The 22,119-nt window shown below is 57.0% G+C and carries 25 protein-coding genes and 1 tRNA gene; 21 read left to right on the top strand and 5 right to left on the bottom strand.

The genetic code is table 11. The features are described 5' to 3' along the window. Window positions 1–44 precede the first annotated feature (44 nt). Window positions 45–992, top strand: coding sequence for a LysR family transcriptional regulator (locus AN476_RS16965; protein ID WP_054462809.1), 948 nt, complete (start codon window positions 45–47; stop codon window positions 990–992). A 110-nt stretch (window positions 993–1,102) separates the two neighbouring features. Here the strand turns inward: AN476_RS16965 and AN476_RS16960 are convergent. Further along, window positions 1,103–1,192: transfer RNA gene (locus AN476_RS16960), tRNA-Ser, on the bottom strand. 143 nt (window positions 1,193–1,335) lie between these two features. Here AN476_RS16960 and AN476_RS16955 point away from each other — a divergent pair. The 7 genes from AN476_RS16955 (at window position 1,336) to AN476_RS16925 (ending at window position 7,668) form a co-directional block, all read left to right on the top strand. Next, window positions 1,336–2,166: a DUF2059 domain-containing protein gene (locus tag AN476_RS16955; RefSeq protein WP_253279922.1), complete on the top strand. Its 831-nt coding sequence runs from the start codon at window positions 1,336–1,338 to the stop codon at window positions 2,164–2,166. A gap of 254 nt (window positions 2,167–2,420) precedes the next feature. Then, on the top strand, window positions 2,421–2,975 hold the full coding sequence (gene rplU, locus AN476_RS16950) for a 50S ribosomal protein L21 (RefSeq protein ID WP_054462804.1): 555 nt from the start codon (window positions 2,421–2,423) through the stop codon (window positions 2,973–2,975). Between the two features lie 11 nt (window positions 2,976–2,986). Continuing rightward, entirely contained in the window at window positions 2,987–3,256 is a 270-nt protein-coding gene (rpmA, locus tag AN476_RS16945; protein ID WP_009808305.1) for a 50S ribosomal protein L27, read from the top strand. A gap of 255 nt (window positions 3,257–3,511) precedes the next feature. Further along, window positions 3,512–4,048, top strand: a complete 537-nt coding sequence (locus tag AN476_RS16940) for a GNAT family N-acetyltransferase (RefSeq protein WP_054462801.1) — start codon at window positions 3,512–3,514, stop codon at window positions 4,046–4,048. Window positions 4,049–4,174: 126 nt separating this feature from the next. Then, the gene (obgE, locus tag AN476_RS16935; RefSeq protein WP_054462799.1) at window positions 4,175–5,209 is read left to right on the top strand and encodes a GTPase ObgE; all 1,035 of its coding nucleotides are present in this window, start codon (window positions 4,175–4,177) and stop codon (window positions 5,207–5,209) included. Next, window positions 5,197–6,303: a glutamate 5-kinase gene (gene proB, locus AN476_RS16930; RefSeq protein ID WP_054462797.1), complete on the top strand. Its 1,107-nt coding sequence runs from the start codon at window positions 5,197–5,199 to the stop codon at window positions 6,301–6,303. Before obgE ends, proB begins: the two co-directional genes overlap by 13 nt. A 99-nt stretch (window positions 6,304–6,402) precedes the next feature. Beyond that, the gene (locus AN476_RS16925) at window positions 6,403–7,668 is read left to right on the top strand and encodes a glutamate-5-semialdehyde dehydrogenase (protein ID WP_054462796.1); all 1,266 of its coding nucleotides are present in this window, start codon (window positions 6,403–6,405) and stop codon (window positions 7,666–7,668) included. Window positions 7,669–7,814: 146 nt separating this feature from the next. Here the strand turns inward: AN476_RS16925 and AN476_RS16920 are convergent, their stop codons facing one another. Then, a complete protein-coding gene (locus AN476_RS16920) occupies window positions 7,815–8,411 on the bottom strand; it encodes a histidine phosphotransferase family protein (RefSeq protein ID WP_054462792.1) in 597 nt (198 codons plus the stop codon). Window positions 8,412–8,438: 27 nt separating this feature from the next. On the opposite strand from AN476_RS16920, the gene AN476_RS16915 reads away from it, so the two are divergent. The 6 genes from AN476_RS16915 to AN476_RS22905 all read left to right on the top strand — a co-directional run bounded on the left by AN476_RS16915 (window position 8,439) and on the right by AN476_RS22905 (window position 12,560). Continuing rightward, entirely contained in the window at window positions 8,439–8,621 is a 183-nt protein-coding gene (locus AN476_RS16915) for a DUF3553 domain-containing protein (RefSeq protein WP_054462790.1), read from the top strand. 107 nt (window positions 8,622–8,728) lie between these two features. Continuing rightward, entirely contained in the window at window positions 8,729–9,484 is a 756-nt protein-coding gene (locus tag AN476_RS16910; protein WP_054462788.1) for a GNAT family N-acetyltransferase, read from the top strand. 8 nt (window positions 9,485–9,492) lie between these two features. Next, entirely contained in the window at window positions 9,493–10,320 is an 828-nt protein-coding gene (locus AN476_RS16905; RefSeq protein WP_054462786.1) for a 1-acyl-sn-glycerol-3-phosphate acyltransferase, read from the top strand. A 157-nt stretch (window positions 10,321–10,477) separates the two neighbouring features. Further along, window positions 10,478–11,233 (top strand): 30S ribosomal protein S2, encoded by a 756-nt coding sequence (gene rpsB / locus AN476_RS16900; RefSeq protein WP_054462781.1) that lies wholly within the window; start codon window positions 10,478–10,480, stop codon window positions 11,231–11,233. A gap of 90 nt (window positions 11,234–11,323) precedes the next feature. Continuing rightward, window positions 11,324–12,199 carry a translation elongation factor Ts gene (tsf, locus tag AN476_RS16895; protein WP_054462780.1) on the top strand — a complete coding sequence of 292 codons (876 nt, stop codon included), beginning with the start codon at window positions 11,324–11,326 and terminating at the stop codon, window positions 12,197–12,199. A 181-nt stretch (window positions 12,200–12,380) separates the two neighbouring features. Beyond that, window positions 12,381–12,560: a hypothetical protein gene (locus tag AN476_RS22905; protein WP_157063790.1), complete on the top strand. Its 180-nt coding sequence runs from the start codon at window positions 12,381–12,383 to the stop codon at window positions 12,558–12,560. Between the two features lie 200 nt (window positions 12,561–12,760). Here AN476_RS22905 and AN476_RS16890 read toward each other — a convergent pair whose 3' ends face one another. From AN476_RS16890 to AN476_RS16880, 3 genes are all read right to left on the bottom strand, one after another. After that, window positions 12,761–13,516, bottom strand: coding sequence for a LuxR family transcriptional regulator (locus AN476_RS16890; RefSeq protein ID WP_054462779.1), 756 nt, complete (start codon window positions 13,514–13,516; stop codon window positions 12,761–12,763). Further along, complete coding sequence (gene aroQ / locus AN476_RS16885; RefSeq protein WP_054462778.1) at window positions 13,516–13,968, bottom strand: type II 3-dehydroquinate dehydratase; 453 nt, start codon at window positions 13,966–13,968, stop codon at window positions 13,516–13,518. Before aroQ ends, AN476_RS16890 begins: the two co-directional genes overlap by 1 nt. Before the next feature lie 161 nt (window positions 13,969–14,129). Continuing rightward, complete coding sequence (locus AN476_RS16880; RefSeq protein ID WP_054462777.1) at window positions 14,130–15,125, bottom strand: NADPH:quinone oxidoreductase family protein; 996 nt, start codon at window positions 15,123–15,125, stop codon at window positions 14,130–14,132. 171 nt (window positions 15,126–15,296) lie between these two features. Here AN476_RS16880 and AN476_RS16875 point away from each other — a divergent pair, with 171 nt between their 5' ends. From AN476_RS16875 to AN476_RS16845, 7 genes are all read left to right on the top strand, one after another. Continuing rightward, window positions 15,297–16,466 (top strand): acyl-CoA dehydrogenase family protein, encoded by a 1,170-nt coding sequence (locus AN476_RS16875; RefSeq protein WP_054462839.1) that lies wholly within the window; start codon window positions 15,297–15,299, stop codon window positions 16,464–16,466. Between the two features lie 5 nt (window positions 16,467–16,471). Beyond that, complete coding sequence (locus AN476_RS16870; protein ID WP_054462776.1) at window positions 16,472–17,587, top strand: acyl-CoA dehydrogenase family protein; 1,116 nt, start codon at window positions 16,472–16,474, stop codon at window positions 17,585–17,587. Between the two features lie 12 nt (window positions 17,588–17,599). Continuing rightward, window positions 17,600–18,415: an SDR family NAD(P)-dependent oxidoreductase gene (locus tag AN476_RS16865; RefSeq protein WP_371257361.1), complete on the top strand. Its 816-nt coding sequence runs from the start codon at window positions 17,600–17,602 to the stop codon at window positions 18,413–18,415. Between the two features lie 44 nt (window positions 18,416–18,459). Next, window positions 18,460–19,455 carry a nitronate monooxygenase family protein gene (locus AN476_RS16860; RefSeq protein ID WP_054462774.1) on the top strand — a complete coding sequence of 332 codons (996 nt, stop codon included), beginning with the start codon at window positions 18,460–18,462 and terminating at the stop codon, window positions 19,453–19,455. A gap of 2 nt (window positions 19,456–19,457) precedes the next feature. Continuing rightward, window positions 19,458–20,108: a histidine phosphatase family protein gene (locus AN476_RS16855; RefSeq protein WP_054462773.1), complete on the top strand. Its 651-nt coding sequence runs from the start codon at window positions 19,458–19,460 to the stop codon at window positions 20,106–20,108. Between the two features lie 11 nt (window positions 20,109–20,119). Further along, window positions 20,120–21,148, top strand: a complete 1,029-nt coding sequence (locus tag AN476_RS16850) for a phosphotransferase family protein (RefSeq protein WP_054462772.1) — start codon at window positions 20,120–20,122, stop codon at window positions 21,146–21,148. 189 nt (window positions 21,149–21,337) lie between these two features. Then, a complete protein-coding gene (locus tag AN476_RS16845) occupies window positions 21,338–22,105 on the top strand; it encodes an enoyl-CoA hydratase/isomerase family protein (RefSeq protein WP_054462771.1) in 768 nt (255 codons plus the stop codon). The last annotated feature ends 14 nt before the right edge of the window (window positions 22,106–22,119 follow it).

Here is a 22,119-nt window from a genome sequence, read left to right as displayed (position 1 = left end):
AAAATACTGTGTTTGGGATCAGGATTTAATAGTATTGGGATCAGATGTCGCAAAGATCAGAATTAGAAATCCTCCTGGCCGTGGTTGATCACGGCAGTTTCTCGGCTGCTGGCAGGGTCTTGGGATACACGCCATCTGCAGTTGGCAAGCGGGTGTTTCAGTTGGAGGAGCGGCTGCGCGTGTCGCTATTGGTTCGGTCGACCCGGCGCATGGCTTTGACCGAGGCCGGGCAGCGATATGTGGAGGGGGCTCGGGAGTTATTGTCCCGCCTGAACGCATTGGAAGAAGGCATTGCTGAGGATGCGGGTACCCTGCGTGGCACGATCAGACTGACCAGCTCGGCAGCGCTTGGTCGGCTCCATGTCGTGCCCTTGGTTCTGGCCTTCATGGAACGACACCCAGAGGTCGAGATCGACTTGCTGCTGACGGACAAGGTCATCGATCTGGTTGGAAAGGGCTTTGATCTGGGGGTCCGCAGTGGAGTTTTGCCCGACTCCAGCCTTGTGGCGCGCAAATTGATGGGCAACAGACGCCTGCTCTGCGCTGCGCCAGCTTATCTCAACCAACGGGGGGCTCCTCAACAGCCTGAAGACCTCAGCTCACACAGATGCTTGCGGCTGGGGCAGGAAAGGCAGCTCTCTGACTGGGGAGTGAGGCCGGGACTGGGCAGCCGCCCGACCCGGCTTGGGGCTGGTTTTTCTTGCAACAGTCTTGATGCGCTGCATGCCGCCTGTCGTGCCGGGCAGGGTATTGCCTGGTTGCCCGAGTTTCTCGTCGCAGATGACCTGAATAAGGAGACGCTGACGCCGGTGCTCACGGGGCATCTTGAGGCAGAGGCCGGGGGCGAGATTGTTGCGCTCCGACCAGAGGCCGCCCTAGTGCCGCGTCGGCTGCGGATTTTGATAGATTTTCTGGCGGAGGGCTTCAATGAGATTGAAGCGAAAGCCCTGGTCTGTTGCTCCAACGGGCATTATCCGCAAAAGGGCCCATAGGGGATGGGGGCAGCAAGCAAAAGCGGTCCTGGACGGCGGGCGGTTGCCAAGACCTAGGGCCGTGGTCCGTTGAGCATCAAAGATCCAAAACGATTGCTACTGCAAGTGAATGGCGGAGAGACAGGGATTCGAACCCTGGGTCCCCGTGAAGGGACAACGGTTTTCGAGACCGCCCCGTTCGACCACTCCGGCACCTCTCCGCGGGGGTCTGGTGGAGGAGCGTTTAAGGGGGAACGCTCCGCAGCGCAAGAGGGTTTTTGAACTTCTTTTGAGAAAGGCATTTTTTCATTGTTTGGCCGTAATTTTCGCCTAGATTTTGGGTATGAGACACATATCACTTCACATGTTCCATCTGGCTCGCTTTGTCTTTTCTTGCGCCTGTCTGGCATTATTGTCGGCTGGCTCAGCCCAGGCCGCTGAACGTGGCAAAGTCCAGGCTTTTCTTGAGGTCACAGGGTTTGACGTGGCCCTGGATAGTATCGCGCTCTCTGCCAGTGATGCGCCAAATATGTTGGGGCTTTCGGCCGGAGATTTTGGCTCGGAGTGGACGCGGCTGTCGCAATCGGTGTTTGATCGCACCAAAATGCGCGAACTGGCGCTGGATATCCTGACTGAAACGCTGGAAGAGGACGCTCTGAGCCACGCCGCCGCCTTTTATGCCAGCGACCTGGGGCAACGCCTGGTTATGGCCGAAAATGCCTCGCATCTGGTGGAAGAGGATGACACCAAACAGGCGGCTGGCCAGCGGATCATTGCAGATCTGGTAAAGGCTGACAGCAATCGTGTCGCGCTGTATCACAGAATGGGACAGGCAATTGATGCAGCCGGTTCTGGCCTGCGCTTCATTCAGCAAATCCAGTTTCGCTTCTTGATGGCCGCCAGTGCGGCCGGTGTAATTGAGCTGCAGCTTGACGCAGATGGGCTGCGGGCGCTGCAACGGGATCAGGAGGGCGAAATGCGCATGGCGCTGCGGGCCTCCAATCTTGCGGCCTCGGCCTATACCTACCAGGGGTTCAGCGAGGCGGAAATCGAGGCCTATGTCGAAGCGCTGGAGACGCCGTTGATGCAGGAGGTCTACGAGCTGTTGAATGCGGTGCAATTCGAGATCACCGCCAATCGGTTTGAGGCGCTTGCCTATCGTATGAAGGAACTGGGGCAGGGCGAGGAACTCTGATCTCTGCCTCAGATGGTCGTGGCCCTACCGTCCCTAGTACTTTTTGGGGCAATTCGCGGTTGGGGCGCAAAGATAGCTTGACAGATTACGCCGCCTTCGGGCAAATGCGCCATCCCGGCCCGGATTCTCTGTGCCGGGCTCATTTTGTAATACGCCCTTTGCAGGGCGCGCTGTTCGAGGTGGTCGGGGTTTGAAACCTGATCAAAACGCCCTGTAGGGGACCAAAGGACGCGGTTGAAAAAGGAAATACGCAGATGTTTGCGGTCCTCAAGACTGGCGGCAAGCAGTACAAAGTTCAGGCGGGTGATATCCTCCGTGTTGAAAAATTGGCTGCTGATGCTGGCGAAACAATCCAGTTCGACGAAGTTCTGATGCTCGGTGGCGACGCTCCCGTGGTTGGTGCTCCCCTGGTTGATGGCGCTGCTGTTAAGGCAGAAGTGATCGACCAGATCAAAGGCGAAAAGCTCATTCACTTTGTGAAGCGTCGTCGTAAGCACTCTTCCAAGCGCACCAAAGGTCACCGTCAGAAACTGACCCTGATCAAGATCACCGAGATCCTTGCCTCGGGTGCAACCAAAGCTGCCCCAAAAGCCGCTGCCAAAGCCGCTCCTGCTGCTAAAGCCGCTGCTGGCGACGATCTGACTCAGCTGACCGGTGTAGGCCCTGCCGCCGCCAAAAAGCTGAACGAAGCCGGTCTGACCAGCTTTGCCCAGATCGCAGCCTTGTCCGAAGACGACATTGCTGGTATTGACGCGGTCAAAGTGAAACCCGAGTGGGTTGCACAGGCCAAAGATCTGGCTAAAGGCTAAGGAGAGACAGAATGGCACATAAAAAAGCTGGTGGTTCCTCCCGTAACGGCCGCGACTCAGCGGGTCGCCGCCTCGGTGTGAAACTCTATGGTGGCCAAGCGGCCATCTCGGGCAACATCATCATTCGTCAGCGCGGCACCAAGTTTTGGCCGGGCGAAGGCGTAGGTCTGGGCAAAGATCACACGATCTATGCTGTGACTGACGGTGCTGTCACCTTCCACAAAGGCCTCAAGGGCCGCACCTTTGTATCGGTTCTCCCAGTGGCGGAGGCCGCTGAGTAAACCGAACCCACAAGGTTTTGAACAATGAGGGGATCGGCAACAGCCGGTCCCCTTTTTTATTTGGCGCATACCGCGCTTTGGTTTTTGTTTTGGCCTCCTGGAAAGAGGCTGGCCCTCGCAGGTTTGGGATTTGGAGGTTCATACTCCGGCGTCGCAGACCCGTGAATTAGGGGGCTCTGGAATCCGCAGATCTGCTTCTTATATTTGGTCAAGGGCAGCTGCGTTTCCGATTTCTTTGCGAAAAGGAGCAGAGATATGAGTTTGGATAATGTGAAGGATCAGCAGGTTATTGAAACCAGCCGATTTGTGCTGCGCCCATTGCGGGAATCCGATAGCGGCCTGATCGCTCATTACACTGGCGATGAACGCGTGGCGCGCATGACCCCCGCCATTCCTCATCCAATGCCCCCCGGTGCGGTCGAGGCCTATGTCGCCCGTGCGACATCTCAAACCCGCGAAGAGGATATCTGGGCCATCGACGGCACGCCGGACGGCGGCGAAGAGCTCAAGGGGATTATCGCCCTCAAGCAGATGGACCGCGATCAGTCCGAAGTGAGTTTCTGGATCGCGCCACTGTTTTGGAACACTGGTCTTGCCTCTGAGGCGGTGAAGGCGCTGGTCGAGGCCAATCCGTTGAACAATGTGGCCATGTTTGCCTCGGTCTTTCAGGACAATCCAGCCTCGGCGCGGGTTCTGATCCATTGCGGATTTGACTACCTGGGCGATGCCGAAAGCTTTTCTGTCAGTCGCAATGCAACTGTGCCCACCTGGACCTATAGCCGAAAACTGTGATTGGCGCGGCCAGCGCTTTCAGGTAAGGCACATCTCAACACAGTGACGCACCCTAAAGGGGCGCGTTGATCCCATCGTATTTCCGCGCAGCGCCTTACCGGGGTGCCGCGCAGCTAAGGAGCCACCATGAAATTCCTCGATCTGGCAAAGGTCTATGTCCGCTCTGGTGGCGGTGGTAACGGCTGCGTGAGCTTTCGCCGTGAGAAATACATCGAATACGGTGGGCCAGACGGCGGCGATGGCGGCAAGGGCGGCTCGGTTTGGGCTGTGGCGGTAGACGGCCTGAATACCCTGATTGATTTCCGCTATCAGCAGCATTTCTTTGCCAATAACGGCCAATCGGGTATGGGGCGCCAGCGCACCGGTAAAGACGGCGAAGAGATCATTCTACGTGTTCCTGTTGGCACCGAAATCCTGGACGAGGATCAGGAAACCGTGCTGGCCGATATGACCGAAATCGGCCAACGCGTTCAGCTCGCCAAGGGCGGCAATGGCGGTTTTGGCAACCTGCATTTCAAATCCTCCACCAACCAGGCGCCACGGCGCGCCAATCCCGGGCAGGAAGGGGTTGATCGCACAATCTGGCTGCGGCTGAAACTGATCGCAGACTCCGGCCTGCTGGGGCTGCCCAACGCTGGCAAATCTACTTTCCTGGCCTCCACCTCCAATGCGCGCCCCAAGATTGCTGATTACCCCTTTACCACGCTGCATCCGAACCTCGGGGTGGTTGGCATTGATAACACTGAATTTGTCATGGCGGATATTCCCGGCCTGATCGCTGGCGCCCATGAGGGCAAAGGGATCGGGGATCGCTTTTTGGGCCATGTTGAGCGTTGCGCTGTGTTGTTGCATCTGGTTGATGGCACCTCCGAGGATGTGGCAGGTGATTATCAGACCATTATCAATGAGCTGGAAGCCTATGGTGGCGAGCTGGCCAACAAGCCCCGGGTCACTGCCCTGAACAAGGTCGATGCTCTGGATGACGAAGAACGCGCCGAGGCTCTGGCTGCCTTGGAAGAGGCTGTCGGCGGCAAGGTTCTGGTGATGTCCGGTGTCAGCCGCGAGGGGCTCAACGAGGTGTTGCGCGCCGTGCGGGCTGAAATCGACGATGACCGCATCCGGCAAAAACCCGTTGAGGAGCAAGAACCTTGGCGGCCCTGACCGACGCCAAGCGCATTGTTGTCAAGATCGGCTCGGCCTTGCTGGTCGATCGCAAGACCGGACAATTGCGCTCAGGCTGGCTGCATTCGCTTGCCAATGACGTGGCCTGGCTCAAGGCCCAAGGCAAGGATGTGATCCTGGTTTCCTCGGGGTCTATCGCCTTGGGGCGCGAAGTCCTGGGGTTGCCCCGCGCTGATCTGCCACTGGAGAAGTCCCAGGCCGCAGCTGCCGTGGGGCAGATCCGGCTGGCGCGCGCCTACGAAGAGGCTCTGGCCCCACATCAGATCACTACGGCGCAGGTGCTGGTGACCCTGGAGGACAGTGCTGATCGTCGCCGCTATCTGAATGCCCGCGCTACGCTGGAGACCCTGATTGGTCTGGGAGCCGTGCCCATCGTCAATGAAAATGACACCATAGCCACGGATGAAATCCGTTATGGCGACAATGACCGGTTGGCGGCTCAGGTTGCCGTCACGGTGGGCGCCGATACGCTGGTTCTTCTCTCGGATGTGGATGGGTTCTACAGCGCCAACCCGGCGTTGGACCCTGAGGCCAAGCGTTATGACCAGATCGACGCGATCACGCCCGAGATCGAAGCCATGGCCGGCGATGGTGTGTCTGGGCTGTCCAAGGGCGGCATGATCACCAAAGTTCTGGCGGCCAAGATGGCGACCGCCGCTGGATGTGCTCTGGTGATCACGGAAGGGTCGCCTTTGAACCCGTTGAAAACATTGAATGATGGTGCGACCTGTACCTGGTTCACCGCACAGGATGATCCGCAGGTGGCCCGCAAGCGCTGGATCGCGGCGATGAAGCCACGTGGGGTCCTATCCGTCGATGCCGGCGCCGCGCGTGCGCTGGCCAATGGCAACAGCCTATTGCCCGCAGGGGTCTGTCATGTGGAGGGTGACTTTGGCCGGGGGGATCCCCTGGCCATCCTCGGTCCGGAGGGGCGCAAACTGGGGCAGGGGCTGTCACGCTACACTGGTGACGAAGCCCGTGCCATTCAGGGGCGCCAATCCGCCGAGATCGAAGCGACGCTGGGCTATCCCGGCCGCGCCGCCTTGATCCACCGGGACGATATGGCGCTCTGACCCCTCTACTTTGGGGCTGGAAACCCGATGGCTGCCTCTTCTATCTTGGCGGCAATTGAACGGCACCAGCCTCAATCCGAAAAGGCTTAGAAGAGACCGATGAACGACATTCAAAATATCCCTGCGCTGATGCAGGAGCTTGGCATTCGCGCAAAGCAGGCCGCACAAACTCTGGCCACAGCCAGTGCCGAGCGCAAACATGCCGCCCTGATTGGCGCTGCAGAGGCCGTCTGGACCCACCGGGCTGAGATCATCGCAGCCAATGCCAAAGATCTGGAGTATGGTGCCTCCAAAGGCCTGTCCCCAGCCATGATGGACCGGCTGATGCTGGATGAGAGCCGCATACAAAGCATCATAGACGGGCTGCGCGCTGTGGCAGAGCAACCCGACCCCGTGGGCGAGGTTCTGGCGGACTGGGAGCAGCCTTCAGGGCTGAACATCCAACGGGTTCGAACGCCTCTTGGTGTCATTGGGGTGATCTACGAAAGCCGCCCCAATGTGACGGCGGATGCAGGCGCGCTCTGTCTTAAATCCGGCAATGCCGTGATCCTGCGGGGCGGCTCCGAGAGCTTCCATTCCAGTCAGGCTATTCATGCCTGCCTGGCCGAGGGGCTGCGTGGTGCTGGCCTGCCCGAAGAGGCAGTGCAACTGGTGCCGACGCGCGACCGCGCTGCGGTGCAGGAACTGCTGACCATGACCAGTTTCGTCGATGTTATCGTTCCCCGCGGCGGCAAAGGGCTGGTGGGGCTGGTGCAGCGCGAAGCCCGGGTACCCGTCTTTGCGCATCTGGAAGGTATCGTGCATATCTATCTGGACAAAGCCGCTGATCCACAAAAGGCGCTAGAGGTGGTATTGAACGCAAAAACCCGTCGCACCGGCATCTGCGGCGCAGCGGAATGTCTGCTAATCCACCGGGATATCGTCGATACCATTGGCCGTGATGTCTTGACCGCCCTCGCCGCTGCTGGGGTTGAAATTCATGCGGCAGAAGGCCTGTCTGGTCCTGACGGGATGATCCCGGCTCAGGACGAGGATTGGGGCAAGGAATACCTGGATGCCGTGATTGCTGCAAAGCCGGTTGCGGATATTGAGGCGGCGATCGGACATATCCGCAAATACCACTCTCAGCATACCGATTGCATCATCACCGAGGATGAGGCGGCTGTGAGCCAGTTTTTTTCCGAGCTCGACAGTGCCATCCTGATGCATAATGCCTCCACCCAGTTTGCCGATGGCGGCGAATTTGGCATGGGGGCTGAGATCGGCATCGCGACAGGAAAGATGCATGCCCGCGGCCCGGTTGGGGCGGCGCAGTTGACCAGTTTCAAATATCTGGTGCGTGGCAATGGAACCGTCAGGTCCTGATTTTTTGCAGCCTTAAATAAAGGAAACCCCCAATCAATCGATTGGGGGTTTTGTCATTTAGGACCTGCCTGGCATTGGTTCCAGACAGGGCGCCGGTGGCAGAGGCCAAGCACCGCAGTCTGAAGCGGGCTGTCGCAACCAGACCATTAAAACCAGACTGTGATCTTTTCTTCGGTCTGATCAAAGCCGACTTTGCGGTCGGCTTCTTGGGCAGCGGAGGGGAGCAGGCCAAATTGGACCTGGGCCGGAGTCAGGCTGGCCGAGGCGTCGCTGCGATCGAGATGGCCCCAGAGAGGTGACTCGACATTGATCTTGCGGCCTTCTCCGGTCACGGTCCATTTTCCGCCCTCATAGGTCATGGTGATCAGGCCGCCGTAGGGCAGGGCCGTTTCCAGGCACAGCGCCGCGAGAAAGGCCATGCGCACGTCATTGCGGCTGCTTCCTTCGGTGAGTGTCCATTGGTATTTCATCCGGCCAGCTTTACTGATGTCGTCCAGCACCGAAACGATTTCGGCCCGGCCCATCTGCTGGTCGCCGGCGGCGCCAAAAGCGACCCGGAAAAACCGAATACGCGCATTGGCATTCAATACGCTGTCGGAAATCAATTCCAGCTCGGGACCGGCCATGGCCCCGGACATCGCCAACAGCTCCAGCCCGTTGTTGATTGCACCAACCGGGCTGATCAAATCGTGGCAGATCCTGGACCCTATCAAAGCGGCCAAATTGGGGGTATCTACGGCCATAACATTCCTCCGAATTGGGCCAACCAAATGATCGACCTCAATGCTTTTCTCGCCCCCGGCATGCGCGTGACACATCCGGACTTCCCCGAGTGGGGACCGGGGGAAGTCCAGTCCAACGCGGGTGGCAAAATAACTGTCAATTTTCCAGACCAGGGAAAACTGGTCTTCGATGGGGCGCGTGTCCCCTTGATTCTAGTGAATGAGGCTTAACGGTTTATGAAAGGTTAAGGAACCCCGGGGAGTTTTACGAAAACCTTGCGTCAGGCCGCTCTGGCGGTCTATCAGCTCTGCGAACGGATCAATGAAAGCCCTATTACATGGCTGAAAGCCCAACAGAATTCACCGTATCCCTGGCCGTCAGTGACCAAGACCTGCAGGAAGCGCAGGCGCTGCGCTATGCGGTCTTTGTCAAGGAAATGGGGGCGAATGGTGCGCAGGTTGATCATAGCGCCGGCCTGGAAAAGGACAGGTTTGACCATTATTGCGATCATATGATCATCCGGGAAAAGGCCACGGGCACGTTGGTGGGCGTGTACCGGCTGATGCGCGATGATCAAGCGCGCCATGCCGGCGGGTTTTACTCCGAAACAGAATACGATTTGGCCCCCCTGACGGGCTCAGGGCGGCGGCTCTTAGAGCTGGGGCGGTCCTGTTTGCACCCGGAGTTTCGTGGCGGAAAAGCGCTGTTTTACCTCTGGTCTGGTCTGAATGACTATGTGGTTGAACACGACATCGAGGTCCTGTTTGGCACTGCCAGTTTTGCCGGAACCGACCTAAACACCCTGGCGGGTCCTTTGACCCTTTTGAACCAAAACTACCAGGCACCAGAACCCCTGCGGTGCAGATCACGTAACTATCAGCCGATGGACCTGCTGCCGGTCGCTGCGGTTGATCGCAAGCAGGCCATGGTTGATTGTCCGGCCTTGATCAAGGCTTACTTACGTCTTGGCGGCATGGTGGGGGATGGCGCTTTTGTGGATCATGGGTTCAACACCACGGATGTGCTGATGATCCTGGACACGGCCCGGATGTCCGCGCGCCAAAAGCGACTTTACAACAGTAACAAGGCTTAAGAATACAGATGTCTGCGACTTGGAACGAGGGCGATCCCCCAGAGCCTCTGCGCATTGATGCATTTGGCTGGCTGCTCATCCTGCTGCGCGCCAGTGTTCTGGGCGGCTTGGTGTTTGGCGGATTGTTGATTCTGCTGCTGCTACGCCTGATTGAGAGACCGCTTTGTGGGCTACACCGCCCCGTAACCCCCTTTATTACCCAGTTTGTTTGCCGCAACGCCTTTCGGGTGCTCGGAATCGGTTTCTCCACCCATGGCAACCTGATGACCCAGCGCGGCGCCGTGGTTGCCAATCATACCTCTTGGTTGGATATCTTTGCGCTGAACGCCAAAAAGCGGATCTATTTTGTCTCTAAGGCCGAGGTGGCCGGCTGGCCCGGGATCGGCTGGCTGGCGCGGGCCACCGGAACCGTGTTCATTGAACGCAATCCGGCGCGGGCGAAAGAACAGACCGAACTGTTTGAAGCACGTTTGATGGCCGGGCATAAACTGCTGTTTTTCCCGGAAGGCACCTCCACCGATGGAATGCGAGTTCTGCCTTTTAAAACAACGCTGTTTCAGTCTTTCTTTGGCGATCACCTGCGCGAGACCTGTTACATTCAGCCAGTCTCGGCGGTTTTCCATGCCCCCAAAGGTGCCGAAGCGCGGTTTTATGGCTGGTGGGGGGATATGGAGTTTGGACCGCATCTGCTGAAAACCCTGGCCTCGCACCATCAGGGACGCGTCGAGCTGACCTATCATAGCCCGCTGAGGGTCAGTGATTTTGCCAATCGCAAGGCGCTGGCGGCTGAATGTGAACGCGTGGTGCGGCAAGGGCATCGTGAGATGCGCAAATAGCGCTTGCAGCGCTGGCGATCCTAGCCTATACGCGCGCCATCAAACCCGCAGGTGGGGTTTGGCCTGTCTGGGGGAGAAATCCCCAAATGGGCCGCCGGTTGGAGCAGCTGCTCTAAACCCCCGCCGAGGACTGAAACCGGAAACAAGGAATATTAGCATGGCTCTTCCCGAGTTCACCATGCGCCAGCTGCTGGAAGCAGGCGTACACTTTGGTCACCAGACACAGCGCTGGAACCCACGCATGGCACCCTATATCTATGGTGCGCGTAACGGCATCCACATCATGGACCTGACCCAGACCGTTCCAATGCTGGACCAGGCTCTGCAGATCGTCCGTGACACCGTTGCCAAAGGCGGTCGCGTTCTTTTTGTTGGTACCAAGCGTCAGGCCACTGGCCCCATCGCCGAAGCTGCTGAGAAATCCGCTCAGTACTTCATGAACCACCGCTGGTTGGGCGGCACCTTGACCAACTGGAAAACCGTTTCCCAGTCGATCAAACGTTTGAACGAAATCAACGAGAAGCTCGAGGGCGGCGCCGAAGGCCTGACCAAGAAAGAGCGTCTGGGCATGGAGCGCGACCAGCAGAAGCTGCAAGCTTCGCTTGGTGGCATCTCCGAAATGGGCGGTGTTCCTGACCTGCTCTTCGTCATCGACGTTAAAAAAGAAGCTCTGGCCATCGCAGAAGCCAAAAAACTGGGTATCCCAGTTGTGGCTGTTGTCGACACCAACTGCTCCCCTGACGGCGTTGACTTTGTGATCCCAGGCAACGATGACGCTTCGCGCGCCATTTCCCTGTACTGTGATCTGGTTGCACGTGCCGCTCTGGACGGCATGTCCGCTCAGCTGGGTGCTGCCGGTGTTGATCTCGGCGCCCTGGAAGATGCGCCCGTAGAAGAAGCTGTTGCTGAATAAGCACCCGGCCTCACTACCTGTCACAGATTTGACATGCGGGGCAGGGTATCACCTGCCCCAATTCCGTTTTGATTTGAGGAGAGCCTAAAGATGGCAATCACAGCTGCACTCGTTAAAGAACTGCGCGACTCCACCGGCGCCGGCATGATGGACGCCAAAAAAGCGTTGACCGAAACCAATGGCGACATGGAAGCTGCCGTTGACTGGCTGCGCACCAAAGGTCTGGCCAAAGCGGCCAAAAAATCCGGTCGTACCGCAGCAGAAGGCCTGGTGGCCGTTGTTGTGGATGGCGGCAAAGGTGTTGCGGTTGAAGTGAACTCCGAAACTGACTTTGTTGGTAAAAACGCCGAATTCCAGGAAATGGTTGGCGGCATCGCTAATACCGCACTGGGTGTTGCAGATGTCGACGCGCTGAAAGCGGCTGACATGGGCGGCAAATCCGTTGAGGCCGTGATCACCGACAAGATCGCCACCATCGGTGAGAACATGTCTGTGCGCCGCATGGCCGCGCTGGAAGGCGAGACCGTGATCTCTTATGTCCACAATGCCGCAACTGCTGGCATGGGCAAAATCGGCGTGTTGGTTGCAATGACCGGCGGCGACGAAGCCTTTGGCAAACAGGTTGCTATGCACATTGCTGCTGTGAACCCTGCCGCTTTCTCTGAGGCCGACATGGATGCTTCGGTTGTTGAGAAAGAAAAGCAGGTTCAGATGGATATCGCGCGCGAATCCGGCAAGCCTGAGGCGGTCATCGAAAAGATGATCGTTGGTCGCATGAAGAAATTCGTAGCCGAAGCCACTCTGCTGAACCAGGCCTTTGTTGTGAACCCAGACCTGACCGTTGAAGCGGCGGCCAAAGAAGCCGGCGCCACCATCACCGGTTTTGTCCGTCTGGAAGTTGGCGAAGGCATCGAAGTCGAAAAAGAAGACTTCGCCGCTGAAGTTGCAAAAGCAGCCCAGGGCTAAGCTTTCCCACAGCTATCAAATTGAGGGGCTGGCGGTTTTCCGTCGGCCCCTTTTTTGATTCTGCCGCTGAGTCAGTGCCAATAGGCCTGATGGTTTCAATCGCCGCTTACAAACAGGCAGGGGACTTTCAGTCCCCGAAACTAAAGCGTTGTAACCGGACTAATCTTCGGAAGCGCATTTTGTGGAAAATGCATTTCCGCATGGGGATGTGTCGCGCCAGACTGGCGATGTCATTTTGGGGGCTGGTGAGTTGAGAGAAGTCGGAGAGGCCCCATTGATGGGGATGGATGGGGCCCCTCTTTCTCACGGCTCCGGCGCGGAAAAATACACGCCAGATACCGTACAGGTCCGAGAGCCTTGATATTGCAAGGATCGTTTCCCAAAGTTCCCAGGCTAAAGCCACCACTCACGGAACGCCCAGATTTTGCCCGAAATTGGATGAGGATGACAGTAGTGTTTTCCTTACCCGAATTACGAAACCTACCCTAGGGTAAACATCTCCTAAAGGGAGAGTTTTGTATTTTGCAAATTGAATACAATGGTGTGGCTGGCAATACGGCGTTAGTTTTCAAAAATATACATTTGATTCTGAAGCGCAGCCTTCAGCACTGCCTGTGCGCTGGTCTCCACCGATAGGGAATTTCTTGCCAATCTCAGGTGTTTTTCCACCGTGGCAGGGGTGAGTCCCATGAGCAGGGCAATATCTTGGGTTGTCTTGCCGTCTCCGACCCATTCAAGGGCTTCGCGCTGGCGGCGGGTTAGGCTGCGATTCGGCGGATCATAGGGCAGGGTCAGGATCTTGAGATGAACGACATTGTTCATCAAGATGATATCCTCGCCATGCTCTTCCCACATATCGTCCAATGCGCTTTGGCAGCTACCTGGCTTGCCGGCCAGGGAAATGGCGCCTTTGTAGCGCTTGGAAGCGGAAAAGAAGCTGACGGTATAGCCGGCCGTCAGTTGCATACGCTCGTTGAAATCAATCACCTGCTGAGCGCCTGCGCTCAACTGCCCGTTTTCAATGAGTTCGCGGATCATCTTCCAGCTTTTTGCACCTTCATTTTCCAGCGCCCAAAGCACCATTGGGGCCTGACGGTAGAGCCCCTGATCCATGAACCCAGAAATGTACTTCTGATCGTGATTGGTCAGAATGACAAAATCATCAGGATCCCCCAGCGAGGTTTCGGTCTTGAAGCGGGTATAGCCATAGATCAGACGGTCAAAGCCGTATTCTTCCATCTTTAGGACATGGGTATGCCACAGCTCTTCTAGGCTTTTAGCTCCGGCAACAAAATGAAGATAGTCCAGCAAAGTCATCAGGTTACATCGCCAGATTGCGACAGCCTTACCGCTAATGCGTCGATCGCCATCAGATAGCCTTGGCGCCCAAAACCGCAGATTTGGCCAATGGCTGCACGAGCAATATAGGATTGATGCCGAAAGCTCTCCCGGGCGTGAATATTGGAAAGATGCACCTCTACAGTTGGGATCTCCACCGATAGGATCGCATCCATCAACGCAATAGAGGTATGCGTATAGGCACCAGCATTCACTACGATCCCAGAATGTTTGCCACGAGCAGCATGGATGGCGTCCAGCATGGTGCCCTCGTGGTTCGATTGCACACATTCGGCCTCAAAACCCTGGGTCTGAGCATGCGCGATGCAGTCCCGTTCCAGCTTCTCCAGAGTTCCCGCACCGTAGACTTCGGGTTGTCGGGTCCCTAATAGGTTGAGGTTGGGTCCGTTCAGTATCAATAAGCTCTGCATTTCTCGTCTCCCAACTTCTGGTTTAGGCTGAAACAGTCGCTTTGCACAGCGTAAGCAAAGCCAAAGAGATCGGTTTTACACGCAGTATGTTGCTAATTTCTCACGATAAAAGGCGGGAGCCCGGTATAGCCCCCGCCTTGCCTGTCTCTTTGATGCTAGGATTACGTATTGGTAAGGATGACTTTTCCCATAACACGCCGATCCTGCATCATTTCAAGCGCTTTCGCCGCCTCGGTCATTGGAAAGACCTCGCAGATCTGTGGTTTGACCTTCCCCGCGGCATAGAGCTCTTGCAGCTCAGCCATGTTTTCGGCGTGCCCCTTTGGGTCGCGGAACACGGATGCTCCCCAAAAAACACCGCGAATATCGCAGCCTTTCAGCAATGGCAGGTTCAGCGGTAGATCTGGGATGCCCGCTGGGAACCCCACAACGAGGTAGCGCCCCAACCAAGCCATCGCGCGCAGGGCCGGTTCTGCATACATGCCGCCTACGGCGTCATAGACGACATCGACTCCAGATCTGCCAGATAGTTCTTTGATTTGTTTTGAAAATTCCCTCTGGTCTTTGCGGGTCATGTCACGGTTGTAGACCAGGGTTTCATCCGCGCCAATTGCGCTACAAAACGCCGCCTTGTCCGGCGAGGAGACGGCGGCGATGACCTTGGCTCCCATGTATTTTCCCAATTCGATCGCAGCAGCGCCAACCCCGCCGGCCGCGCCCAGGATCAGCAGGCTCTCGCCGGGCTTCAGCTGTGCTCGGTCCTTCAGGGCGTGATAAGAGGTGCCGTAGGTAAAGACAAAACCCGCAGCATGGTCAAAGGGCATTGCCTCGGGGAATTTGACGGCCTGATTGGCCGCCACACAGATCTGGGTGGCAAACCCACCGTGACCGGTCAACGCGAGAATGCGGTCACCAATCTCATATCCACTTACCCCTTCCCCCAGGGCTGCAACAACGCCGGCAATTTCACCGCCGGGAGCAAAGGGGCGGGGCGGTTTCATTTGATAGAGATCACGAATGATCAAGGTATCGGGGAAATTCACACCCGCCGCCTGAATATCCACCAACAGCTCGCCTTTGCCGGGGGAGAGGTCTGGCTGTTCAGTCCAAACAAGCGTTTCCGGACCACCGGGAGTGGTGCTTAGCATTGATTTCATCGTTGTCGCCCTTCTGGCAGCGTGCAGGCCGCCTAGTGTTTCCTAAAATTACGTAAAGTCTTCTGCTGCTCAGTTGCGTTGTCAATGGCATAGCGAAATGTAATTCTACATTGTGAAACGCCTGACGCCACGGGAGGCACTGGATGGCGGGGTTGAGGGGAGAGAATGACGATGGCTGAAGTAGACGAGGGACGTGATCTGGTCGCGTTTCGCAGCGGTATTCGCGATTGGCTGGAGGCCAATTGTCCGTCAGAGATGCGCGATGGCGCTGGTGGCGAAGAGGCGATCTGTTGGGGCGGAACCACCTGGGTTTTCACCTGCGAGGCACAGAAGATCTGGTTAGAGCGTTGCGCCGAAGTGGGCTATACCGTGCCCACCTGGCCCAAAGCCTATGGTGGCGCAGGTCTGAGCCGTGATGAAGACAAGATCCTGAAAGAGGAAATGCAGGCGCTTGGCGCGCGTTCGCCTCTGGACAGCTTTGGCATCTGGATGCTGGGGCCAGCTTTGTTGAAATTCGGCAGTGAAGAGCAAAAACTGCAGTTCCTGCCGCCCATTGCCCGCGGTGAGATCCGCTGGTGTCAGGGCTATTCCGAACCCGGTGCCGGGTCCGATCTTGCCGGGGTCCAAACTCATGCCGCCGATCAGGGCGACAGCTGGCTGGTGAATGGTCAAAAGATCTGGACCTCCTATGCGGATCGGGCGGATTGGATCTTTGCCCTGCTCAGGACCGACCGCGAGGCCAAGAAGCATTTGGGAATTTCCTTTGTTCTCATGGATATGCGCAGCAAAGGTATCACCACGCGGCCGATCCGGTTGATCTCCGGCGCCTCGCCCTTTTGCGAGACCTTCTTTGAGGATGTCGAAGTTCCTAAACATCAGGTGGTGGGCACCATCAACCGAGGCTGGGATGTGGCCAAATATCTGTTGACGCACGAGCGTGAGATGATCAGCAACGGTGGCAATGTCATGGGATCTGGCCGTGCCCTGGGAGCAGTTTTGGCCGAGGCAGAAACCGGGCAGAGCGACCCGGTGCTGCGTGGCGAGGCCATGCGTGCCGAAATCGACAGTCTGGCCCTGGAAATGACGCTGGAGCGCTACAAGGATCAGGCCGAAGGCGGCCAGGGTGTCGGCGATGCCTCTGCCATGTTGAAATACATGGGCACCGAGCTGAACAAGAAACGTTTGGAACTGATCATGGCGGCAGATGGCGCTGCAGCGCTGACCTGGGGGGAAACACCTGCTTCCTCTTGGTTGCGAACCAAGGCCAACTCGATCGAGGGGGGCACATCCGAGGTGATGCTCTCTATTATCAGTCGTCGCATTTTGAACCTTCCAGGATAAGAACCATGGCTAAACTCATACAAACAGAGGAAGAAAACCTCTTGGCAGAGGCAGCCAAAGGGTTCCTCTCCAAATCTTCTCCAGTGTCACGGTTGCGCGAAATGCGCGATGGCGGCAAGTCGTCTGACCCGGATCTTTGGCAAGAAATGGCCGCAGCTGGTTGGGCCGGAGTTCTGGTTCCCGAAGCGGCTGATGGGTCTGATATGGGTCATGCTGCTGCCCATGTTCTGGCCCGCGCGATGGGGCGCAATCTCACGGTCAGCCCCTTTCTGAGCACCGCCGTCATGGCGGCAACCCTGTTGCGCCAATTTGACGATCCTGCGACGCGGCAAAAGCTAAGCCAGATATCAGCTGGCGGGCTCACCTATGCCTTTGCCCTGGATGAAGGGGCCAAGTTTGCGCCTCAAAGCGTTGAAATGACGGCTGAAAAACGTGGGAACGGGTACCTTTTGAACGGGAAAAAGCGTTTTGTCGTAGACGGTTGTGAGGCAGATCGCATTCTGGTTCTGGCCAAAAGCGAAGAGGGGCTGTGCCTGTTTGATCTGGCCAATTCCAACAAGGGATTGACGCAGGATCCGCTGGACATGATCGACAGTCGGGATGCGGCTGATCTGGTCTTTGATGATGTCGAAGTCTCCGGAGAGGCCCTGCTGGGTGAGCCGGGCGCCGGTTTTGATTTGTTGAAGCCTGCGCTTGAGGCTGGGCAAGCGGCCTTGGCAGCTGAAACCGCCGGCCTAGCCGAGGCCGCCTTTGCCATGACCACAGACTACCTGAAAGAACGCAAACAGTTTGGCATCACCATTGGCAGCTTTCAGGCCCTGCAACATCGCGCCGCGCATCTGTGTTGCGAAATCGAATTGACCCAATCGGCGGTGCTGAATGCGGGCCGTATTCTGGACCAAAGCCCCAATGACGCCGGGCTGGCCGTCTCGGTTGCCAAGGCCCGCGCCACTGATACGGCGCAGAAATCGGTGCAAGAGGGCGTGCAGATGCATGGGGGTATTGGCATGACCGATGCCTTTGACATGGGTTTTTATATGAAACGCGCCCGGGTCGCGGCCGAATGGCTGGGAGACTACGGCTATCACGCCGGGCAGGTCGCCAAATTGCGCGGATTCTGAGGAGGAATTGAGATGCAGGATTTGTTTTCACTGAGCGGAAAGACCGCATTGATTACCGGCGCCGCCACCGGCATTGGCCGTATGGCAGCCGAAGCCATGATACGGGCCGGCGCACGCGTCTTGATTGCCTCGCGTAAGGGCCATGCCTGCGAGGCGGTGGCCGCAGAGTTAAACGCGTTAGACGCAGCAGGTTCGGCGGAAGGCTTTGCCGGAGATGTTGGCAGCGAATCGGGTATCGAAGCTCTGGTCGGCGAGGTGAAGTCTCGCACGGAACATCTTGACATTCTGATGAATAATGCAGGCATTACCTGGGGGGCTGAGTTCAAGGACTTCCCCCACGCCGCTTGGGAAAAGGTGATGAATGTCAATGTGACCGGCGTTTTTGATCTGACACGGCGTTTGTTGCCAATGCTGATAAGCCGCGGCGAACTGGGGGATCCAGCCCGCGTGATCAATGTGGCCTCCGTCATGGGGGAAATCCCCATGGGGGATGGGGCCTACAGCTATGCGGCTTCCAAGGCGGCTGTCATCCACATGTCCAAAATTCTGGCGAAAGAACTGGCGCACAACCAGGTTACGGTAAACTCTTTGGCTCCTGGCCCCTTTGTTTCCAAAATGACTGCCTTTGCCACAGGAGACGAAGAAAAGCGCAATAAGGTTGGCAAGGATGTTCCGCTTGGCCGGGTTGGCGCTTACGAGGATATCGCAGGTTCGGTCCTGTTCCTGAGCGGTAAGGGTGGCGCCTATGTTACCGGGGCCGTGATCCCAATTTCTGGCGGCATTAATGTCATGTCGGGGCATAACCTCTTTGCCAGTGCAATGGAATAACGGGTTATAAAAGCCCGGTAGAATACTGAAATAAGGACGAAAATATGTCTTCAACCAATCAACGCCTGCCAAAGGCGCTGCAGGGTCTGCGCATTCCGCTGATCGGGTCGCCGCTGTTTATCATTTCGGTTCCAGAACTGGTCATTGCCCAGTGCAAGGCCGGGATCGTTGGCTCTTTCCCGGCGCTGAATGCGCGCGAGGGCGAAGGGGATCCGATCCTGCTTGAAGCCTGGCTCAAGCAGATCACCGAAGAGCTGGATCGCCACAATCAAGAGAACCCGGACCAGCCAGCTGCGCCTTTTGCCGTGAACCAGATCGTTCACCGCTCAAACACACGATTGGAGCGGGATCTGGAGATTTGCCACCGCTGGAATGTGCCAATCTGGATCACATCTCTTGGGGCGCGTCCCGAGGTCAATGAAGCGGCTCATTCCTGCGGCGGAGTTGTGCTGCATGATGTGATAAACAATACCTTTGCCAAAAAGGCCATTGAAAAAGGGGCTGACGGTCTGATTGCTGTGGCTGCAGGGGCAGGCGGCCATGCCGGCCAGCAGTCTCCCTTTGCACTGATCCGCGAAATTCGTAGCTGGTTTGATGGGCCTGTTGCCCTGTCCGGGGCCATTGCCTGTGGTGAATCCTTGCTTGCGGCCCGTGCTTTGGGGGCGGATTTTGGCTATGCGGGTTCGCCCTTTATCGCCACGCATGAGGCAAACGCCCAGCCTGAATACAAGCAGATGATCGTCGACAGCGGCGCTGATGACATCGTGTATTCGTCTTTGTTCACAGGTGTTTCCGGTAACTACCTGAAGAAATCTATCGTCAATGCCGGCCTGGACCCAGACAATTTGGAAAGCGCAGATTCTTCTTCTATGAATTTTGGCAGTGGCTCGTCCAAACCAAAGGCTTGGAAAGAGATCTGGGGCTCAGGCCAGGGGATTGGCGCTGTCGACTCCATTTGCACAGCGGGCGAATTGGTCGATCGCATTGCCGATGAATACAAAGCCGCGGGCCAGAAACTGGCCCGCGAGTTCAACAGCTGATCATGGCGGAACTGCTGATCGTTCGCCATGGGCAGGCCTCTTTTGGGGCCGACAACTATGATGAGCTGAGCGACCTGGGGCGGCAACAATCGCGCGCCCTGGGTGACACGTTGCGTGGGCTTGGCTGGGTCCCTGACCGGATGATCACCGGTAGCCTGTCTCGTCAAAAGCAAACCCTGGAGGAGATGGGGTTTGCAGGGCCCGTTGGGGAACATAGAGGCTGGAACGAATATGATTTTCACGACCTGCTACACAGTCGGTTTGGCGGTCGGGCGCCGCGAGATGTGATCACCGATCGCAAAACCCATTTTCGCGCCTTGAAGGACACGCTTGCCGACTGGCAAAAGGGCGGTATTTCCCAAGCCCGCGAGAGCTGGGTACAGTTCTGCGAACGGATCGAACAGGCCCGTGTTGATGCGATCTCGGTCCAGGCCGAGCGGGTTCTAGTTGTAAGTTCTGGGGGTGTCATTGCACGGCTTGTCGCCGCAAGCCTGGCAATACCGAATGATCAGATGATAGCCTTGAATCTTCAGATCAAAAACACCTCGACCAGCCGTTTCGTATTCTCAGGAGAGAAGTTCTTTCTCCATGAATTCAATTCAGTGCCGCACTTCCATAATCAGGAACGTGCGGAGCTTTTGACCTATAGCTGAGGGAGCAGAAGATGAGCACAAAGACCCAGACCCTGGATCGAGAGGCCGTAGCTGCCTATCTTCGCGGGCGCCTGCCCGGGTTTGACAGTGATTTTGAAGTGGTGAAGTTCGAAACTGGACAATCAAACCCCACCTTCATGTTGAAGACAAAGGCGGGGAATTATGTGTTACGGCGCAAACCGCCGGGGGTATTGCTGAAATCCGCCCATGCCGTGGATCGTGAGTTTCGCGTGCAAAAGGCTTTGGCCGGTACGGATGTCCCGGTCGCCAAGATGCATCTTCTGTGCGAAGATGATGATATCCTTGGATCTTCTTTCTATGTGATGGATCACGTCGAGGGGCGCAATATCACCGATCCGCGTATGAAGGATTTGGATGCTCAGGCTCGCGCAGGGGTGATGGATGAAATGAACCGTGTGCTTTCTTCGCTGCATCAGGTTGATGTCGAAGCAATTGGCCTCGCAGATTATGGACCGCCCGGAAACTATTTTGAGCGTCAGTTGGCGCGATGGACCAAACAGTATCGCGCCTCGGAAACCGAGGCCATCCCCGAGATGAACGAATTGATCCAAGCGCTTGAAAAAGCAATGCCAAAAGACGACGGCCAGCGTGGATTGGTGCATGGGGATTACCGGATCGACAATATGATTTTTGCCAGTCAAGGCACTGATTGTCGGGCTGTGCTCGATTGGGAGCTGTCCACCATTGGGCATCCCTATGCGGATCTTGCCGGGGTCATCATGCAGTGGCAAATGCCCCCCGGTGCCGAAGGCCGTGGCCTTGCCGGAGTGGATCGTACAGCACTGGGGCTACCCAGTGACCAGGCCTTTATTGAAAGCTATTGCAAACGGCGCGGATTGACCGGGATTGATGACTTTGGCTTCTATCTCTCGTTCAGTTTCTTTCGCATGGGCGGCATCCTGCAGGGCGTATTGAAACGTGCCCTAGATGGCAATGCTTCCAATCCGGAACGGGCCGTTAAGCTCGGGGGATTTGTATCACTCTTTGCGCGTAGCGGTTTGGATGCGCTCGGAAAATAGTTTCTCCACAGCAAATGCAGGTCAGATCGGGCTGCATTTGTTTACCTCTCTTGGCTAAACCAAACTCTGCATCCACTATGCGTGGTTCTACGTAGCTCTTTGCTCTCGACCCAGAGCGGCAGGGCTGTGCAATATATCACTCAAAGCCTTCGGCAACAGAGGGCAGATTCAAAGCAAAGGAGAGCGGCGATGACCGACCACGACAACCTCAGCACGCGCGATCTTGGAGATGGGATTATTGAGCTGCAACTCGGCCGTGGTCCCGTCAATGCGCTGAGTGCGGGTTTTCTGATGGCCTTTGCAGAATTGGTCACCCAGCTGGGAGAGGATGACAGCGTGCGCGCCATCATTCTTTCCAGTCCGTTCAAGGTGTTTTCCGCCGGGCTTGACCTGAAGGAAGCACAGAATTTTGACCTTGACGAGCAACATGCCATCGTGCGCGGCCTAAATGAGGGCTTTCTGGCGCTCTATGCTTGTCCCAAACCGGTTGTTGCCTCGGTCGCCGGAGCTGCCATTGCCGGTGGCTTGTTCTTTGTTCTGGCCAGTGATCGCCGGGTGGCCATGACTAAATCTTCCTTTGGTCTGGCAGAGGTGCGCGTCGGGGCCGACTTCCCGGTGGGCCCGCTGGAAATTGCCAAGGCGACGTTGAGTTGTGATAGCCAGCGCCGCCTGATGCTGACGGGCCAGCCCATCGGCTGCATTGCAGCGCGCAACTTTGGCTTTATCGATATCATCGCCGAAGACCTGGAAGACCTGCAGGCCTATTCCTTGTCTGAGGCCCGCAAGCTGGCAGAACTGCCATTCCTTGCCTATGCCTCGATCAAGCAGCAGCTCCGGGGCGACACCATTGCAAAGATCAAAGCGGCGTTGGAGGCCGGTGGCAACAGGCCAAATGGGGGCTGGTTCAACAGTCAGACCAAGGCAGCTATGCAGCGCATGCTCGAACAGGGCTCATAAGGACAGGACCAAAG

It is taken from the genome of Phaeobacter sp. 11ANDIMAR09 (genome assembly GCF_001294455.1).
GTDB lineage: Bacteria > Pseudomonadota > Alphaproteobacteria > Rhodobacterales > Rhodobacteraceae > Pseudophaeobacter.
Note: the sequence above shows the minus strand (reverse complement) of the source record. Positions and strands in the feature narration are given on the sequence as shown.

Coding starts and splice junctions, on each gene's coding strand:
- AN476_RS16850 (WP_054462772.1), top strand. CDS start 20,120: ATGAGCACAAAGACCCAGACCCTGGATCGAGAGGCCGTAGCTGCCTAT.
- rplU (WP_054462804.1), top strand. CDS start 2,421: ATGTTTGCGGTCCTCAAGACTGGCGGCAAGCAGTACAAAGTTCAGGCG.
- AN476_RS16855 (WP_054462773.1), top strand. CDS start 19,458: ATGGCGGAACTGCTGATCGTTCGCCATGGGCAGGCCTCTTTTGGGGCC.
- obgE (WP_054462799.1), top strand. CDS start 4,175: ATGAAATTCCTCGATCTGGCAAAGGTCTATGTCCGCTCTGGTGGCGGT.
- AN476_RS16965 (WP_054462809.1), top strand. CDS start 45: ATGTCGCAAAGATCAGAATTAGAAATCCTCCTGGCCGTGGTTGATCAC.
- rpsB (WP_054462781.1), top strand. CDS start 10,478: ATGGCTCTTCCCGAGTTCACCATGCGCCAGCTGCTGGAAGCAGGCGTA.
- AN476_RS16940 (WP_054462801.1), top strand. CDS start 3,512: ATGAGTTTGGATAATGTGAAGGATCAGCAGGTTATTGAAACCAGCCGA.
- AN476_RS16890 (WP_054462779.1), bottom strand. CDS start 13,516: ATGACTTTGCTGGACTATCTTCATTTTGTTGCCGGAGCTAAAAGCCTA.
- AN476_RS16875 (WP_054462839.1), top strand. CDS start 15,297: ATGGCTGAAGTAGACGAGGGACGTGATCTGGTCGCGTTTCGCAGCGGT.
- AN476_RS16845 (WP_054462771.1), top strand. CDS start 21,338: ATGACCGACCACGACAACCTCAGCACGCGCGATCTTGGAGATGGGATT.
- AN476_RS16915 (WP_054462790.1), top strand. CDS start 8,439: ATGATCGACCTCAATGCTTTTCTCGCCCCCGGCATGCGCGTGACACAT.
- AN476_RS16955 (WP_253279922.1), top strand. CDS start 1,336: ATGTTCCATCTGGCTCGCTTTGTCTTTTCTTGCGCCTGTCTGGCATTA.
- aroQ (WP_054462778.1), bottom strand. CDS start 13,968: ATGCAGAGCTTATTGATACTGAACGGACCCAACCTCAACCTATTAGGG.
- tsf (WP_054462780.1), top strand. CDS start 11,324: ATGGCAATCACAGCTGCACTCGTTAAAGAACTGCGCGACTCCACCGGC.
- AN476_RS16870 (WP_054462776.1), top strand. CDS start 16,472: ATGGCTAAACTCATACAAACAGAGGAAGAAAACCTCTTGGCAGAGGCA.
- AN476_RS16905 (WP_054462786.1), top strand. CDS start 9,493: ATGTCTGCGACTTGGAACGAGGGCGATCCCCCAGAGCCTCTGCGCATT.
- AN476_RS16880 (WP_054462777.1), bottom strand. CDS start 15,125: ATGAAATCAATGCTAAGCACCACTCCCGGTGGTCCGGAAACGCTTGTT.
- rpmA (WP_009808305.1), top strand. CDS start 2,987: ATGGCACATAAAAAAGCTGGTGGTTCCTCCCGTAACGGCCGCGACTCA.
- AN476_RS16925 (WP_054462796.1), top strand. CDS start 6,403: ATGAACGACATTCAAAATATCCCTGCGCTGATGCAGGAGCTTGGCATT.
- AN476_RS16910 (WP_054462788.1), top strand. CDS start 8,729: ATGGCTGAAAGCCCAACAGAATTCACCGTATCCCTGGCCGTCAGTGAC.
- AN476_RS16860 (WP_054462774.1), top strand. CDS start 18,460: ATGTCTTCAACCAATCAACGCCTGCCAAAGGCGCTGCAGGGTCTGCGC.
- AN476_RS16920 (WP_054462792.1), bottom strand. CDS start 8,411: ATGGCCGTAGATACCCCCAATTTGGCCGCTTTGATAGGGTCCAGGATC.
- AN476_RS16865 (WP_371257361.1), top strand. CDS start 17,600: ATGCAGGATTTGTTTTCACTGAGCGGAAAGACCGCATTGATTACCGGC.